This is a genomic window from Rhizocola hellebori, from assembly GCF_016862955.1.
GTDB classification, from domain to species: Bacteria; Actinomycetota; Actinomycetes; order Mycobacteriales; family Micromonosporaceae; genus Rhizocola; species Rhizocola hellebori.
Window position 1 is genome coordinate 83,930 of the sequence record NZ_BONY01000015.1, and the last position, 14,643, is coordinate 98,572.

Here is a 14,643-nt window from a genome sequence, read left to right on the forward strand (position 1 = left end):
TCAGACGCTACACTTACTTCACAAACTTGTGAAAGTTCCATACGAAATTTTGACGAGGGAGCCAGCCATGTCACAGCGACCCGATCGCGACGACGTCGCGCTGCGCAGCTTCGTGGAGAACATGGCCGCGCTCCTCGCCGACTGGGGCTTCCCGCGGATGGCGGGGCGGGTGGTGTTCACCCTGATGGCCGCCGATGAACGGTCGCTGAGCGCGGGTGAGCTCGCCGACCGGCTGGGCGTCAGCCCGGCCGCCATCTCCGGGGCGGTCCGCTATCTCACCCACCTGCAGATGGTGATGCGGGAGCCGGTGCCAGGCTCGCGCCGTGACCGTTACCGGCTGGTCGACGACTCCTGGTACGAAGTGACCATCGCCAAGATGACGCTCCTCAAGACCCTCGCCGACGCCGCCGATCAGGGCGCCGCCGCGGCGGGCGGGCCGAAAACCATTGCGGGGGCACGGCTTGCCGGCATGGCCGACTTCTACAACTGGGTGCAGGAGAACATGCCGAGCATGCTGCTGCAGTGGGCCGAGGTCAAGGCCGCCAAAGCCGCCGAAGCGGAGTAACACCTACCTCTGGAAGCAGTCTGTTCACTGTTGACACCTGCTGGACACCGGTCGAGAATCTGAGCTGTTCAGCTACTGCGCACAGCGTTCCGTCCTGTTGAACAACAGACTCCATGAGGAGCACAGATGAGCGAACCCGCAAGTCCGGCTGGCTCCGCGATCGTCTTCCGTAACGGACTCGTCCTCACCATGGATGACCGCCGCACCGTGCACAACCGGGGCGACGTGCTGGTGGTCGGCGAGCGGATCGCCGAAGTGGGCCCGAACCTGTCCGTCCCCGAGGGCACCGTCGAGATCGACGCCTCCGGTGGCATCGTCATGCCTGGAATGATCGACACGCACCGGCACATGTGGCAGACCGCCATGCGCGGCTACGGCGCGGACTGGACCCTCACCCAATATTTCGTCTGGTACTACCTGGAGCACGGCAAGCTTTTCCGGCCCGAGGACATCTACGCGGGTAACTACCTTGGCGCGCTCGAAGCCATCGATGCCGGGGTGACCACGACCGTCGACTGGTCGCATGGGCTGCAGACGGTGCAGCACGCCGATGCCGCGGTGGACGCGTTGCAGGCCACGCTCGGCCGTTTCGTGCTGGCCTACGGCAACATTCAGCAGGGGCCGTGGGAGTGGTCGGCTTCCCCCGAATTCCGTGACTTCGTCAGCCGCCGGATGTCCGGGGGCAACGACATGCTCGGCTTCCAGATGGCCTTCGACGTGCCCGCCACGCCGGAGTTCCCGGAGAAGGCCGCCTTCGAGGTGGCGCGGGAGCTGGACGTCGCGGTCACCACCCACGCCGGGGTTTGGGGCGCTACCAACGATGAGAGCATTCGTCTCATCCACGAGCACGGATTTATGACACCTCGCAACGTTTACGTTCATGCTGCGACGCTGAGTGCCGACTCGTACCAGCGCATAGCGGCCAGCGGCGGCTCGGTCTCGATCTCGACCGAGAGCGAGCAGAGCGCGGGCCAGGGTTACCCACCCACCTGGCAGCTGCGCCGCTACGACATCCCGATCTCGCTGTCCATGGACACCAGCGTCTGGTGGAGCGGCGACCTGTTCACCGCCATGCGCACCACGCTCAGCGCCGACCGCTCCCGGGAACACCTTGAGGCACATGGCAAAGCCGAAACCGTGACGCACCATCCGTTGCGGGCACAGCAGGTCGTGGAGTGGGCCACCCGCGGCGGCAGCAAGGCGCTGGGGATGGACGGCATCGTGGGCAGCCTGGAGCCGGGCAAGAAAGCCGACGTGGTGCTGATCAAGAACGATCAGTCACCGGCGATGACACCCATCATCAATTCCTATGGCCATGTCGTGTACCAGGCCCAGCGTGGCGACGTCCACACCGTCGTCATCAACGGGCGTCTGGCCAAACACGAGCACAAGCTGATCGGCGTGGACCTGGCCGCGGCCAAGGCGGGCGTCGCGAGCACGATCGACTATCTGGTGAGCCAGATGGGCGAGGAGCAGTGGCAGCAGGGAATGAACCCGGAGATTCCCGAGCAGAAGATGCTGCACAACCCATACCAGTACACGGCTGATTGGCAGCCGGAATCGGCCTAGCCGCCGCGCAGCAGCTTCGCCAGGGCGCTCATGTCGCGGTCGCCATAGCCGCGCGTGAGCGCCTCCTCGACGACACTCGCGTTGGCAGCCAGCTGGGGCATGCGTGCGCCAACGCTTCCGGCGAGGTCGCCGATCAACCGAAGGTCCTTGGCCACCAGCTCCAAAGCGAAGGCGACAGCAGCCGTGTCGGGATTTAGATAAGCCTCTCGTTTGTACTGAACGAACGGCGCTGCGACCGCGCTGGAGGCGAAAACGTCATACGCCGCGGCCCGATCCACTCCCGCCCGCTCGGCGAGCACGAGCGCCTCGGCCACCGCCTGGTTGAGCCCGTGCACCACCGAGTTGACGACGAGCTTCATCGTGGCGCCGGAGCCCTGCCCTCCTAAGTGGGCGATGCGGCTGCCGAAGGCGCCCAGGATCGGCCGAGCCCGCTCTAAAGCGTCGCCGTCGCCCCCGGCGAGCACGGTCAGCTCACCGCGCTGCACCAGCGCGACGCTGCCCGAGACCGGCGTGTCAAGCAGATGGGCGCCCCGGCCGGTCACCGCGGCGGCGAGCTCGCGCACGGTCGCGGGATGAATCGTGCTGGTCTCCATCACCACCGCACCTTGACCCAGCCCGGCGACGATGCCCTCGGCACCGGAGTAGACAGCGCGGACAGCGTCATCGTCGGCCAGCGACACGACCACAAACCGAGCCTGCGCCACGGCCTCACGCGCGGTCGCCGCGACCGGGGCGCCAAGGGCCGCAGCCCTTTGCGGGCTCCGGTTGTAGAGGGTGACGCGGTGCCCCGCGCCGAGCAGGCGGCCCGCCATCGCCGCCCCCATCCTGCCCGTGCCGACGACGGCGACGGACTCGGCCGTCACCGCCAGCCACCGTCCAGGATCAGGTCCACGCCGTTGGCGCTGCCGTTCTCCAGCAGGAAGACCGATGCGCCAACCACTTCGGCCATCGTGGTGAGCTTGCCGGTGAGAGTGTTGGCCACCACCGCGTCGAGCGTCTTGCCGACCCAGAACGGGCTGTCGCCCACGATGCCGGGATGGATGGAGTTGACCCGGATGGGCGCCAGCTCGACCGACAGGGTGCGGACCATGCCCAGTACCCCGGCGTTGATCGAGCTGACCGTGGTCGAGCCGGGATAGGGGCGGACCCGGGCCATGCCACCGAAGAGCAGAACCGAACCCATTCCGGTGAGCCGATCGGTGAGCGCGTGCACCACCTCGGTGTAGCCGACCAGCTTCAGTGTCACCAGATGCAGCGCATCGGTGATGCTGTAATCCGTGACGGTGTTGGCGTCCCGGTCGATCGCGGCGAGCACGAGGAAATCCACCGGCCCGACTCCGGCCAGGTTGGCGGCGATGTCGTGGGGCTGGGAAAGGTCGAGCGCGATGCCCTGCACCGCGCCGCCGATTTCCTCGGCCGCTTTTGCCGCGCGCCCGGCGTCGCGGCTGGTGAGCACCACATTGCAGCCCCGGTCGGCGTAGTGGGTGGCCAGCTCCCGGCCGATCCCCGAGGTGCCGCCGACGATGAGCACCGAATCGGCCATGTCAATGTCCTTCCGTCATAGAACGAAGGTAGTCCCAATCGCGGACGAACCTGTAGGAGTGCCGGCCCGGCGGCTGCGGTGCCTGGGTTTCCAGCCAGCGCACCGGGCCGTCGCCGACGTTGCGGAAACCGTGCACGCAGCCGACACCCGCGAACGCAACGTCGCCCACGCCCAGGCGGTAGGTCTGCCCATCGAAGACCGCCTCCGCCTCGCCTTCGAGGAACAGGTAGGTCTCCTCGAACGGATGGTCGTGCGGCCCGGCCACTCCGGCGGGCTCGTACTGCACCATGAACATGGTGGTCAGCTCGGCCCCGAGATCGCTGTCCACCATCATCTTCACCGTGATGCCGCTGTAGACCAGCAGCGCCGTGCGCATGCTCGCGGACATCGCCAGCAGCTCCTGACGCTGCTTGTCGACCTCCATGTTGACCGCCTCGATGTGCCCGAACGAACGGGTCCGCGGGTCGCGCGGATCGACGGCGGCCGGCTCGGTGCGGGCCAGCGTGGGCACGCTATAGACGTCGTATGCGTAGGCGGCCCGCGGCTGCGGCGCCCGCATCTGCGCCCAGCGGGCCGGCTCCGCGCCCGCGTCGTTCCGCCACTCGTGTGGCACACCGGTGTGCAGCAGGCCGTAATCGCCGGGCCCAAGGCGGGTCGCGCCTTCGGGGGTCTGCACGACAGGATTGCCTTCAAGCACGTAGAAGCATTCCTCGTAGGACTGCACCGCGGTGGCTGCGTAACCGCCGGAAGCCAAGGCGCATATGGAGAATTCCGTGTGTACCGCGCCAGGGGTGGTTTCGTCCGCGATACTCCACCGGGTCAGGCCCTCGCCGCCGCGCGCTTCCGCGGGCGGCGAGTATTGCGCCTCGGCTGCACGCTTGACGACGTGCCGTGTCATGAAGTCCTCCTAGAAGTTCGCGACCGACTCGGCTGCGGCCACCACCTTGTCGACGGTGGGCATCACCTCGTCCTCCAGCGCGTCGGCGAAGGGCAGCGGGACATTGGCCGAGGCGACCCGGCGTACGGGGGCGTCGAGCAGCTGGAAGCCCTCGTCGACCACCACCGAAACGACCGTCGCGCCCCAGCCGGCCTGATGCGGGTTCTCCTCCACGGTCACCAGGCGCGAAGTCTTGGCCACCGAGGCCAACACGGTGGTCATGTCCATCGGAATGAGGCAGCGCAGGTCCACCACCTCGGTGGAGATTCCTTTGGCGGCAAGCCTTTCCGCGGCGGCAAGGGCGATGGGCACGGTGTAGGCGAGCGCGACCAGGGTGACGTCGGTGCCCTCCCGGACCACGGCCGCCTTGCCCAGCTCGACGAGGTGGCCCTCGGGCGGCAGCAGGCCCTTGCTGGCGAACAATCCCTTGTGTTCAAAGAACACCACCGGATCGTCGCTGCGGATGGCGGATGCCATCAACCCAATCACATCGGCGGGCGTGGAGGGCGCGGCGATTTTGAGCCCGGGAATGGTCAGCGCCCAGTTCTCCACCGCCTGCGAGTGCTGCGCGCCGAAACCGAGCCCGCCACCGTTGGCCGTGCGGATCACCAGCGGGACGGTGACCTGGCCGCCGGTCATGTACCGCACCTTCGGGATCTCGTTGGCGAGGTAATCCCAGCAGCAGGCCAGGAAGTCGGAGAACATGATTTCGGCGACCGGGCGGATGCCGGTCATGGCCGCGCCCATCGCCGCGCCCACGATGGCCTGCTCGGAGATGGGGGTGTCCCAGATGCGCTGTGGCCCGAATTCGGCGAACAACCCAGCCGTCGTCTTGAACACGCCTCCGGCCGCGCCGATGTCCTCACCGAGGCACACCACCGCCGGATCGCGGCGCATCTCGCGGGCAATCCCCTCCGCGACCGCCTCGCGATAGCTGATCGTGCCAGCGTCGGCCTTCACACTCGCCATGCCATCCCTCCCGTTCTCAGCTGCGGCCGCGAGGCAGTTCCGCCGCCGCCCATCTGGCGTCGCGGTGGTTTGTCGGGTGCGGCCGTGCGGCGCCTCGGCCGCCTGCCCGTCGGGTGTCGCCAAGGGTTTGTCAGGTGCGCCATGCGGAGCCTCCGTCGGCCCACACGTCGGTGAAGGCCTCGGCGATGTCGGCCGGTGGGGCGGCCTTCGCCTCCGCCACCGCTTCAGCGACCTGTGCGCTGGCGCGGTCGTCGACCTTGCCTATGGCGTCGGGAGTGACGCCGAGCGCTTCCAGCCGGGCACGGGCAACATCGAGCGGGTCGTGCTTGAGCCAGCGCTCGACCTCCTCGGCCGGGCGGTAGGTGGCCGGATCGGTGCGGCTGTGACCGTAGTGGCGATAGGTTTCCGCCTCGATGACCGTGGGGCCTTCGCCTTCCCGCGCGCGCAGCGCCGCCGCGGCCATGGCGTCGTGCACGGCAACCACATCGTTGCCGTCGACGACCTGTGCCGGGAGTCTGTACGCCGGCGCGCGATCGGCGGCGGGATGATCAGCGGCGGTGACCGCGCCGATCGGCGTGTACTCCATGTAGAGGTTGTTCTCGCACACGAAGATGACCGGCAGCTTCCACACCGCCGCCAGGTTGAGCGCTTCGTGGAAGGCGCCGATGTTGGTCGCGCCGTCACCGAAGAACGCGACCGACACCTGCTCGGTGCCGCGCAGCCGCGCCGACCAGGCGGTGCCGACCGCCATCGGCAGGTGCGCGCCGACAATGGCGTAGGAGCCGAGCATGTTTCCGGCCGCGTAGGTCAGGTGCATCGAGCCGCCCTTGGCCTTGCACAGGCCGGTGGCCTTCTGCATCAGCTCGGCCAGACACGCCTGCGGGCTCGCGCCGCGGGCCATCGCATGGTGGTGGCCGCGATAGGTGGCGAACACGTAGTCGTCGGGGCGCAGCGCGGCGCTTGCCCCAACCGCGATCGCCTCCTGGCCGGAGGCCAGATGGGTGGTGCCCTTCACCAATCCGGCGAGGAAAAGATCGTAGACGGCTTTCTCGGTACGCCGGATCACCGCCATCTGTTCGTAGAGATCGAGCAGCCGGGCCGCCTCGATCGCGGGCGCGCTACTCACCGCGCCCTGCCGCGGTGTTGAGATGGGACTGTGCCTCCCGATTCAGCGGCAGCGGGCCACCGACCGTCCAATAGCGACGGCCCGCGACGAGCAGCTCCTCCGCCGGGAACTTGGTGATCACCTGGCATCCATCGGCGGTCACGACGACCTCCTCCTCGATTCGCGCCGCGGAGAAGCCGTCCTTGGCCGGCCAGTAGGTCTCCAGCGCGAAAACCATGCCTTCCTCCAGCACCTCTGGGTGGTCCAGCGACACCAGGCGGCTGAAGATGGGCTTCTCCCAGATGGACAGGCCCACGCCGTGGCCGTACTGGAGCGCGAACGCGGCCTCCTCGTTGGCGAAGCCGAACTCCTCGGCCCGCGGCCACAGCGAGACGATGTCGGCGGTCGTCGCGCCGGGGCGCACCGCGGCGATCGCGCGATCCATGTACTCGCGGCAGCGCACGTAGGCGTCGCGCATGGCCGGGGACGCGCTGCCGACCGCGAAGCAGCGGTAGTAGCAGGTGCGGTATCCCATGTGGCTGTGCAGGATGTCGAAGAACGCCGGGTCGCCGGGGCGGATCAGGCGGTCGCTGTACACGTGTGGGTGGGGGGAGCAGCGTTCGCCGGAGATGGCGTTGACCCCTTCCACGTACTCGCTGCCGAGGTCGTAAAGCTTTTTGGCGACGAGGGCCACGCACTCGTTCTCCTTGACCCCGGGGCGCAGGAACTCGTAGAGCTCCTCATAGGCGGCGTCCACCATGGAGCAGGCCTGGGTGAGCAGCGAGATTTCGTCACCGGTCTTGATGCGCCTGGCTTCCAGGAACAGCTGCTGTCCGTCGACGACCTCTATTCCGGCCCGCTGCAGCGCCAAGAGCACCGGCATCTCCGCGATGTCGATGCCGAGCGGCGCTCCGAGCAGGCCGCGCTCGGCCAGCTCGGCGGCGATCTTGCGGGCCAGCTCCTCGGCGATGCCGGCGTCGGGATGGAAAGCACCACGCAGCACCGAGATCCCGGCCCGCGCCCGCTTCGGCCCGTCGAGCCAAGGGTTGTAGAGCTGGTGATGACGTGCTGCCGAGCCGAAGTCCCACACGATCGGCTCGCTGCCCCGGCACAGCAAGGAAAAGCGGATGAACTTATCCATTGCCCAGGTACCGATATGCGTCGCCGTCATGTAGCGGATGTTGGCGAAATCGAAGGCCAGGACAGCGCCCAGCTCGGAGCGCTCAAGCGCGTCGCTGAGGCGGGCAAGCCGTTGCGAGCGCAGCCTGTCCAGATCGATGCGCTCTTCCCAGTCAACAGCGTTCATGCCATATGTGCCGATCGCCACTGTCAGCACCCCTCTGCTACTGTTCGAGCTGTTCAGTATTGGTTACCAAAACGCTAGTCTTTCGTTCAGTCGAGCGTCAAGACGCTGACACGGGCGGTAACAGCGGACAGGTACCGTGTACCGGACAGTGCACCGTTAGCCAGTTACCAGCGTGGGAAGAGGGGCGGCACCGACCGTGACCGGACCGGCATTGCCTCCGATCGGGGAGCGGCTGCGCCAGGCGCGCATGGAGCGCGGCATGACCGTGCGCGGGCTGGCCAGGATGGTCGACCTGTCGGCGAGCCTGATCTCCCAGATCGAGACGGGCCGCAGCAGCCCCTCGGTCAGCACGCTCTACGCCCTCACCGCCGCGCTCGACATCTCCATCGAAGACGTCTTCAGCGCCGGCACTCCCCGCCGTTCCACCACCGACCCCGCCAACGGCACTGCCGAGCCCACCGGCTCAACCCCAGCAACCGCTTCGCCCACCGATCGGGCCGCCATCGGTGCCCCGAACGCCGGCGCCACCGCGGCCGGCGGCCTTCGCCCCGGTGCACCCGGCCACGCAGCGGCGGAAGCCGGCGGGGTGAACACGGCAACCGGTGGTGCCCCGGCCGGAGCCGGCGGGGTGAACACAGCCGCCGGTGGCGCCGTTCGCCCCGGTGCGGCTGGAGCCGGTGGGGTGAACATTGCGGCCCATGGTGGCCATGACGCTGGTGGGCCTGGCGCAGCGATGGCCGGTGGGGTGAACGCTGCCGCCCAGGGTGACCTTGCCGTTGGTGCGTCTGGCCAAGCAGGGGCCGGTGCTGGGAACGTCGCGGCCCGTGGTGGCCTTGACACTGGTGCGCCCGGCGTGGCGGGGAACGCTGGAAACGCTGAAGCGGCAAGGGGTGTAGCGGCGGGGGCTGGGCCGGGTGGCGGGTTGGATCCGGCGGTGATCGCGGCTTTGCCCGCGGCCGCGGGGGCGCTGGCTGCCGCGGACAGGTCGGCGAATTCGGCGGCGAATCAAGGGCTGCGCCAGCTTCAGCGCAAACGGCGGGTCGGGCCGGTGGTCGCGGCGGGGGAGCGCGAGGTGTTGCAGCTGGACTCGGGGGTGACCTGGGAATTGCTGGGCCAGCTGCCCGACGCCCATATCGACTTCCTGCGCATCACCTACGCGCCCGGCGGGAGTTCCTCCGGCGCGGGCGTGCTGATGCGCCACTCTGGAACGGAGTTCGGCCACGTGCTCTCCGGCCAGCTGACGCTGACCCTCGGCTTCGACACCTATGTGCTCAATCCCGGCGACTCGGTGTCGTTCGACTGCTCCACGCCGCATTCCTATGCCAACCACGGCACAGAGCCGGCGATGGGCGTCTGGTTCGTCGCGGAACGGTAGTTCCGGCGATCGATGCGTAGTGCTATTGCACACTGTCTGCTGGCACCATACACTCTCACCTCAGCACCTGGTCCCGAGTCACCTTGCGGGCTGCTGGTGGGTCTGCGCTGCGACCGCCCTGAGGAGTTGGATCCGCGCGGTCGGCGATGCCGCACGAGCGCCCAGAACCAGGGAGGGAGTTTCCGTGCACAGACGTCTTCTGCCTGCGCTCGTAGCGACATTGACGATCGTCGCAGTCGCGGCGTGTACCACCAAAAAAGAACCCAGCACCACCAACCAGAATCCGATCGTGGTCGGCTCGACCCTGTCGCTGACGGGTTCCTTGGCCGCCACCGGTCTCATCCACAAGATCGCAGGCGAGCAGTTCCTGGAAAGGCTTAATGCGCGTGGCGGTCTGCTGGGCCGTCAGGTCCAGTGGAAGGTGCTGGACGACCAGTCCGATCAGGCCAAGGTGGGCCAGCTCTATGAGCAGCTGATCAGCCAGGACAAGGTCGATCTCATAATGGGGCCCTACGCCACCCCGAACATTCTCTCCGCGATGGCGGTGGCGGAACGGCACAACTTCGTTATGCCGCAACATACTGCGGTGCTCGCGCCGCAGCTGACCTACGACTGCCAGTTCCCGGCCTGGTCGATCGGGACCACGCCCAACCGGTTCGTGCCCAATCTGCTTCTCGACGCGGTGGCGACCCTGCCCCGCCCGCCCAAGCGCATCGCCGTTTTGACCAGCCAGAGCGGTTCGGCAGCTTTCGTCACGGACGGGCTCGGCGACGACAAGACCGGAATGATCACGATCGCCAAGGAGCGTGGTCTGGAGGTCGTGGTGGACGCGCATTACGCGCCGAACCCGTCGAGCTGGGGGTCGATCGCGGCTCAGGTGCGTGACGCCAAGCCGGATCTGCTTATCAGCAACAGCCTTGGCGTCGACACGGTCAACGCGCTTACCGCGATGAAGCAGCTGGGCTACCGCCCGCCGCTGACCTTCAGCCTGTTTCCGGCACCCGGCCCGCTGCTGGGCCTGGGCGCCGACGGCGTGGGCGTGCTGTCGGTGTCGATTTTCGAGCCGAACAAGGCGCTGATAGACAAGGCAGGTGCCGATGCACAGGCCATTGTGGACGAGTTCAAGACGAAGGCCACCGCGGCGAGCGTGCAGTTCCCGGTCTTCGAGACCCAGGCCGCGGCGAGCTGGAATGCCTGGGAGATTCTGGTCGCCGGGGTCAAAGGCGCCGGCCGGATAGATCAGAAGGCGATCTGCGACTCGCTGCACAGCCGCGGCGCGGACACCACGTTCAGCGGTCACCTGGCGTTTGACGTCAACATGAACAACTTCTGGCCGACGAACCTCGGCCTGAAGCAGATCCAAAATGGACAGTGGGTCATGGTCTGGCCCGCCAGCCGTGCTGCCGCGCCGATTCAGGGTCCGGCGAGCCCCTAGCCCGCAGCAACCGAACGTGGGGCGTTGCCGGTGCCGTGGCCCGCGGCACCGGCGGCGTCCCACCGGCGGATACCGAGGGGAGAGCGCATGATCGCCGTTCAGGCGGCGCTTACCGGGGCTCTGATCGGCGGCCTCTACGCCTTGATGGCGGCCGGCCTGTCGGTCACCTGGGGCGTGCTGCGGGTCATCAACCTGGCCCACTTCGGGCTGATCCTGGCCGGCGCATACCTGACCTACGAGTTGGTGACGGGCTGGGGCCTCGACCCGATCCTCACCGTGGTGGTGACCGCACCGGTGCTGTTCGGCGTGGGCGCCTGCCTGCAGTGGGCCTATGAGCGAATGAACATGGTGGAGTTCAACTCGCTGCTGGTCAGTTTCGGGTTGCTGATGGTGACCATCCAGCTCGCCACCAACACCTGGACTGCCGACTTCCGCCGCCTGGCCGCGACCGAAAACCCTTACGCGACAAGCTCGCTGGAGCTGGGCAGGCTGATCCTGCCCACCACGACGCTGCTCGCTTTCGTCATCGCTGCGGTGTTCATCGGTGGTGGCCATCTCCTGCTGCGTCACACCTTTCTGGGCCGGGGCATGCGCGCCTTCGCCCAGGATCGCACCGTCGCGGCGGCGTTCGGCATCGACCACCGCAGGCTCGGGCTGCTGGTAGGCGGTGCGGCCGGGGCGAGCGCCGCGGTGGCCGGAATGATCTTCACGTTGACCAATAGCCTGACCCCGGCGGTGGCCTACGAATGGTTCGGCATCGTTTTCGCGGTGGTCATTCTCGGCGGAGTCGGTAACCTGCTCGGGACGCTGGTCGCCGGCGTCGGCGTCGGCCTGCTCTCCGGGCTGGTGTCGGTCATCTGGTCACCCTCCACCGAGCCCTTCGTGCTCTTCCTCGCCATCATTCTCGCGCTGCTGTGGCGGCCGCACGGCCTGTTCCACCGCCGAGGTGTGGCATGACCATCCGAAAAGGACTGTCGTATTTGGCCGCGGTGACCGCCTTGCTCGCGGTGCTGGCCCACTTTCACTCGTCGGTCGGAATAGCGCCTTACAGCATCGTGCTGACCACCACCGTGCTGTTCTGGATCGCACAGGCCACCAGCTGGAACCTGCTGTCGGGATACGCCGGCTACTTCAGTTTCGGCCAGGGCGCGTATGTGGGTGTCGGCGCCTATTCGATGGCGGTGCTGACGGGACGCCATGACGTTGGCTTTCTGTGGAGCATTCCGATTGGCGGCTTGCTCGGTGGCGTTCTCGCCCTGGCCGTAGGCGCGGTCGCCTTCCGCCTCGGGTCACTGCGCGGCGAGATCTTCGCCTTGCTTACGCTGGCTGTGCCGTTCCTGCTCGCCACATTCGCGCGCATCAACATGGACATCGACGGTGGGCAGGGCACCGTCATCGCGCTTCCCGCCTACCCGCAATGGGTTGGCGACGCGCAGCACATGCTGTTCTACCTGAGTCTGGCGGTGGCCGCCCTCGCCGTCGCGGTGGCGCTAGCCGTGCACGGATCGCGCTATGGCCACGGCCTGGCAGCGGTGCACGATGCCGAGGACGCGGCGGAGGTGCTGGGCGTGCCCACGTTTCGCTACAAGATGGTGGCCATCGTCCTCGGCGGCGTGCTGGGCGGCATGGGTGGCGCGGTCTTCGCCATGCAGATCGGCTTCGTAGCGGTGGAGAGCGTGTTCGGGCTGACCATTCCGCTCTTCGTCATCGTCATCAGCGTGCTCGGCGGGCGTCGGCACTGGCTTGGGCCGGTGATAGGGGCGGTGCTTGTGGTGGTGTTGCAGGACAGGCTTTCCGCCGGGGGACTGGAGTCGCTGGAGAACATTGTCATGGGGGCGCTCCTCGTCGGCCTGGTCATCGTGGCCCCCGACGGCCTCTACGGCCGGCTGCGGGCACGCCCATGGCTGGCTCTCGGCGCGTTCGCGGTGGTGCTGATCGGCATGTCGCTAACCGGCTACTGGGCCGAGCTCGACGCCCTGCTCTACGCCATGTTCGCCGCAGCCATCGTCGCCACCCTCGCCGACCGCTTCCTCGCCCAGCCAACCCCCAAATCGCCCGACGCCACCTTCTCTCCAACGCGAGTCGCGGCCGATAGGTCCGGCCGAACACCGCAGCCCGCCGCCCGCGCCGCTGGTGCGGCCGATGCGGGGGCGACCGAGGTGGCCCAATTGCCGTTACTGCACGCGGCTGAGGCGTTGCCGGGCCTTGCCGAAGCGGCGCCGCAAGCGGGGGAGGCGCGGGCGGCCGAGGCGGTGGTGGGTCTTGGCGAAGCGGCGCCGCAGGCTGGGGAGGCGCGGGCGGCCGAGGCGGTGGTGGGTCTTGGCGAAGCGGCGGCGCGGGGGCGGGCGTTGGTTTCGTGTGTGGGGGTGACGCGGGACTTTGGGGGTGTGCGGGCGCTGGATGGCGTTTCGCTGCAGGTGTTTCCGGCGGAGATCGTGGGGCTGGTCGGGCCGAACGGCTCCGGCAAGACGACGCTGGTGAACCTGCTCTGCGGGGCGTTGCAGCCCACCCGCGGCACGGTGGCCATCGGCGGGCGGCCCATCGGCGGGCTGGCGCCGCATCGGGTGGCGCACACCGGGGTCGCGCGCACCTATCAGATTCCACGGCCGTTTGAGTCCATGACGGTGCGCGACAATGTGGCGATGGCCGTCATGTTCGGCCGGACCGGTGCCTCGCTGAGCCAGGCGAGAAGCAAGGCGCAGCAACACCTGGCCACCGTCCACCTTGGACACTTGGCCGATGTCCGGCCGGGCTCGCTCAACCTGCATCAGCGGCAGCTGCTGGAGATGGCCCGCGCGATAGCGGCCGAGCCGGTCGTGTTGCTGCTCGACGAGGCGCTAGCCGGGCTCAACCCGGCCGAGATCGACGACGCGGTCGCGGTGATCCGGCGCATCCACGCTACGGGCATCTCCATTGTGGTCGTCGAGCATCTTTTGCGGGTACTGAATCAGCTCTCCACCAGAATCGTCGTCCTGGACCGCGGCGCAGTCATCGCCGACGGCGACCCGGCGCAGGTGCTCTCCGACCCGGCGGTGGTGCGGGCGTACCTTGGGAGGCAACGTGCTTGAAGTCCGCGGAGTCGACGCGCGTTACGGCGACGCGCAGGCCCTGTGGGGCGTGGCGATCGACGTGGCCGACGGCGAGATGGTGTGCATCGTCGGCCCCAACGGCGCGGGCAAGACCACCCTCGTGCACACCATCGCCGGGCTGCATCCGTGCGCGGCGGGCACCATCACCATCGGCGGGGTCGATATCGCGCGGCTTCCCGGCCACCGGGTGGGCGACCACGGTGTGGCTACCGTACCGGAGGGGCGGCGGGTCTTCGGCCACATGACCGTGCGCGACAACCTGCTCCTCGGCGCCTACCGGCGGCGGGCCCGCTCCCGGTACAGGCAAACCGAAGCCGAGGTATACCAGCTGTTTCCACGGTTGCAGGAGCGGGCCAGGCAGCCCGCGGGCAGCCTGTCCGGAGGCGAGCAGCAGATGCTGGCCATCGGCCGCGCGCTCATGGCGCGCCCCCGGCTGCTGCTGCTCGACGAGCCCTCGCTCGGGCTGGCGCCGGTGATCCTGGACGAGGTTTTCCACGCCATCGCCGTGATTGCCGCGACCGGCGTCGGCGTCCTGTTGGTGGAGCAGGACGTCGAGCGGGCGATGTCCGCGTGCAGCCGGGGTTACCTGCTTCTCGAGGGCCGCATCGCCGCCGCCGGGACGACGGCACAGCTGCGTGAGGACGCGGACGTGCGCCAACGCGTGCTGGGCGGGTGAGCCTTGCCGTCTTCTCCAGGGCTGCATCGCGGCCGCCGGGACGGCCCAACTGCTCCAGGACGTGCGCCAGCCGG

Annotated in this window: 13 protein-coding genes; 7 read left to right on the top strand and 6 right to left on the bottom strand. The window is 68.2% G+C overall.

Features of this window, described 5'->3' with window-relative positions:
- Positions 1-67 precede the first annotated feature (67 nt).
- Together Rhe02_RS14620 and Rhe02_RS14625 are read left to right on the top strand one after the other, a co-directional pair.
- Positions 68-565 carry a GbsR/MarR family transcriptional regulator gene (locus Rhe02_RS14620; RefSeq protein ID WP_203908748.1) on the top strand — a complete coding sequence of 166 codons (498 nt, stop codon included), beginning with the start codon at positions 68-70 and terminating at the stop codon, positions 563-565.
- 126 nt (positions 566-691) lie between these two features.
- Positions 692-2,134 (top strand): amidohydrolase family protein, encoded by a 1,443-nt coding sequence (locus tag Rhe02_RS14625; RefSeq protein ID WP_203908749.1) that lies wholly within the window; start codon positions 692-694, stop codon positions 2,132-2,134.
- On the opposite strand, the gene Rhe02_RS14630 is transcribed toward Rhe02_RS14625, so the two are convergent.
- The 6 genes from Rhe02_RS14630 to Rhe02_RS14655 all read right to left on the bottom strand — a co-directional run bounded on the left by Rhe02_RS14630 (position 2,131) and on the right by Rhe02_RS14655 (position 8,015).
- Positions 2,131-2,997: an NAD(P)-dependent oxidoreductase gene (locus Rhe02_RS14630; RefSeq protein WP_203908750.1), complete on the bottom strand. Its 867-nt coding sequence runs from the start codon at positions 2,995-2,997 to the stop codon at positions 2,131-2,133. The two genes, Rhe02_RS14625 and Rhe02_RS14630, sit on opposite strands and share 4 nt — an antisense overlap.
- The gene (locus Rhe02_RS14635; RefSeq protein WP_203908751.1) at positions 2,994-3,677 is read right to left on the bottom strand and encodes an SDR family NAD(P)-dependent oxidoreductase; all 684 of its coding nucleotides are present in this window, start codon (positions 3,675-3,677) and stop codon (positions 2,994-2,996) included. Before Rhe02_RS14635 ends, Rhe02_RS14630 begins: the two co-directional genes overlap by 4 nt.
- Position 3,678: 1 nt before the next feature.
- The gene (locus Rhe02_RS14640) at positions 3,679-4,575 is read right to left on the bottom strand and encodes a cupin domain-containing protein (RefSeq protein WP_203908752.1); all 897 of its coding nucleotides are present in this window, start codon (positions 4,573-4,575) and stop codon (positions 3,679-3,681) included.
- Between the two features lie 9 nt (positions 4,576-4,584).
- A complete protein-coding gene (locus tag Rhe02_RS14645; RefSeq protein WP_203908753.1) occupies positions 4,585-5,583 on the bottom strand; it encodes an alpha-ketoacid dehydrogenase subunit beta in 999 nt (332 codons plus the stop codon).
- 130 nt (positions 5,584-5,713) lie between these two features.
- Positions 5,714-6,709, bottom strand: a complete 996-nt coding sequence (locus Rhe02_RS14650) for a thiamine pyrophosphate-dependent dehydrogenase E1 component subunit alpha (protein ID WP_203908754.1) — start codon at positions 6,707-6,709, stop codon at positions 5,714-5,716.
- Positions 6,702-8,015, bottom strand: coding sequence for a M24 family metallopeptidase (locus tag Rhe02_RS14655; protein WP_239123824.1), 1,314 nt, complete (start codon positions 8,013-8,015; stop codon positions 6,702-6,704). Before Rhe02_RS14655 ends, Rhe02_RS14650 begins: the two co-directional genes overlap by 8 nt.
- 175 nt (positions 8,016-8,190) lie before the next feature.
- On the opposite strand from Rhe02_RS14655, the gene Rhe02_RS14660 reads away from it, so the two are divergent.
- From Rhe02_RS14660 to Rhe02_RS14680, 5 genes are all read left to right on the top strand, one after another.
- The gene (locus Rhe02_RS14660; RefSeq protein ID WP_203908755.1) at positions 8,191-9,369 is read left to right on the top strand and encodes a helix-turn-helix domain-containing protein; all 1,179 of its coding nucleotides are present in this window, start codon (positions 8,191-8,193) and stop codon (positions 9,367-9,369) included.
- Positions 9,370-9,553: 184 nt separating this feature from the next.
- The gene (locus Rhe02_RS14665) at positions 9,554-10,804 is read left to right on the top strand and encodes an amino acid ABC transporter substrate-binding protein (RefSeq protein WP_203908756.1); all 1,251 of its coding nucleotides are present in this window, start codon (positions 9,554-9,556) and stop codon (positions 10,802-10,804) included.
- Positions 10,805-10,891: 87 nt separating this feature from the next.
- Positions 10,892-11,761, top strand: coding sequence for a branched-chain amino acid ABC transporter permease (locus Rhe02_RS14670; RefSeq protein WP_203908757.1), 870 nt, complete (start codon positions 10,892-10,894; stop codon positions 11,759-11,761).
- Positions 11,758-13,872, top strand: a complete 2,115-nt coding sequence (locus tag Rhe02_RS50515) for a branched-chain amino acid ABC transporter ATP-binding protein/permease (protein WP_203908758.1) — start codon at positions 11,758-11,760, stop codon at positions 13,870-13,872. Before Rhe02_RS14670 ends, Rhe02_RS50515 begins: the two co-directional genes overlap by 4 nt.
- Positions 13,865-14,569: an ABC transporter ATP-binding protein gene (locus Rhe02_RS14680; protein ID WP_203908759.1), complete on the top strand. Its 705-nt coding sequence runs from the start codon at positions 13,865-13,867 to the stop codon at positions 14,567-14,569. Before Rhe02_RS50515 ends, Rhe02_RS14680 begins: the two co-directional genes overlap by 8 nt.
- Positions 14,570-14,643: the final 74 nt, after the last annotated feature.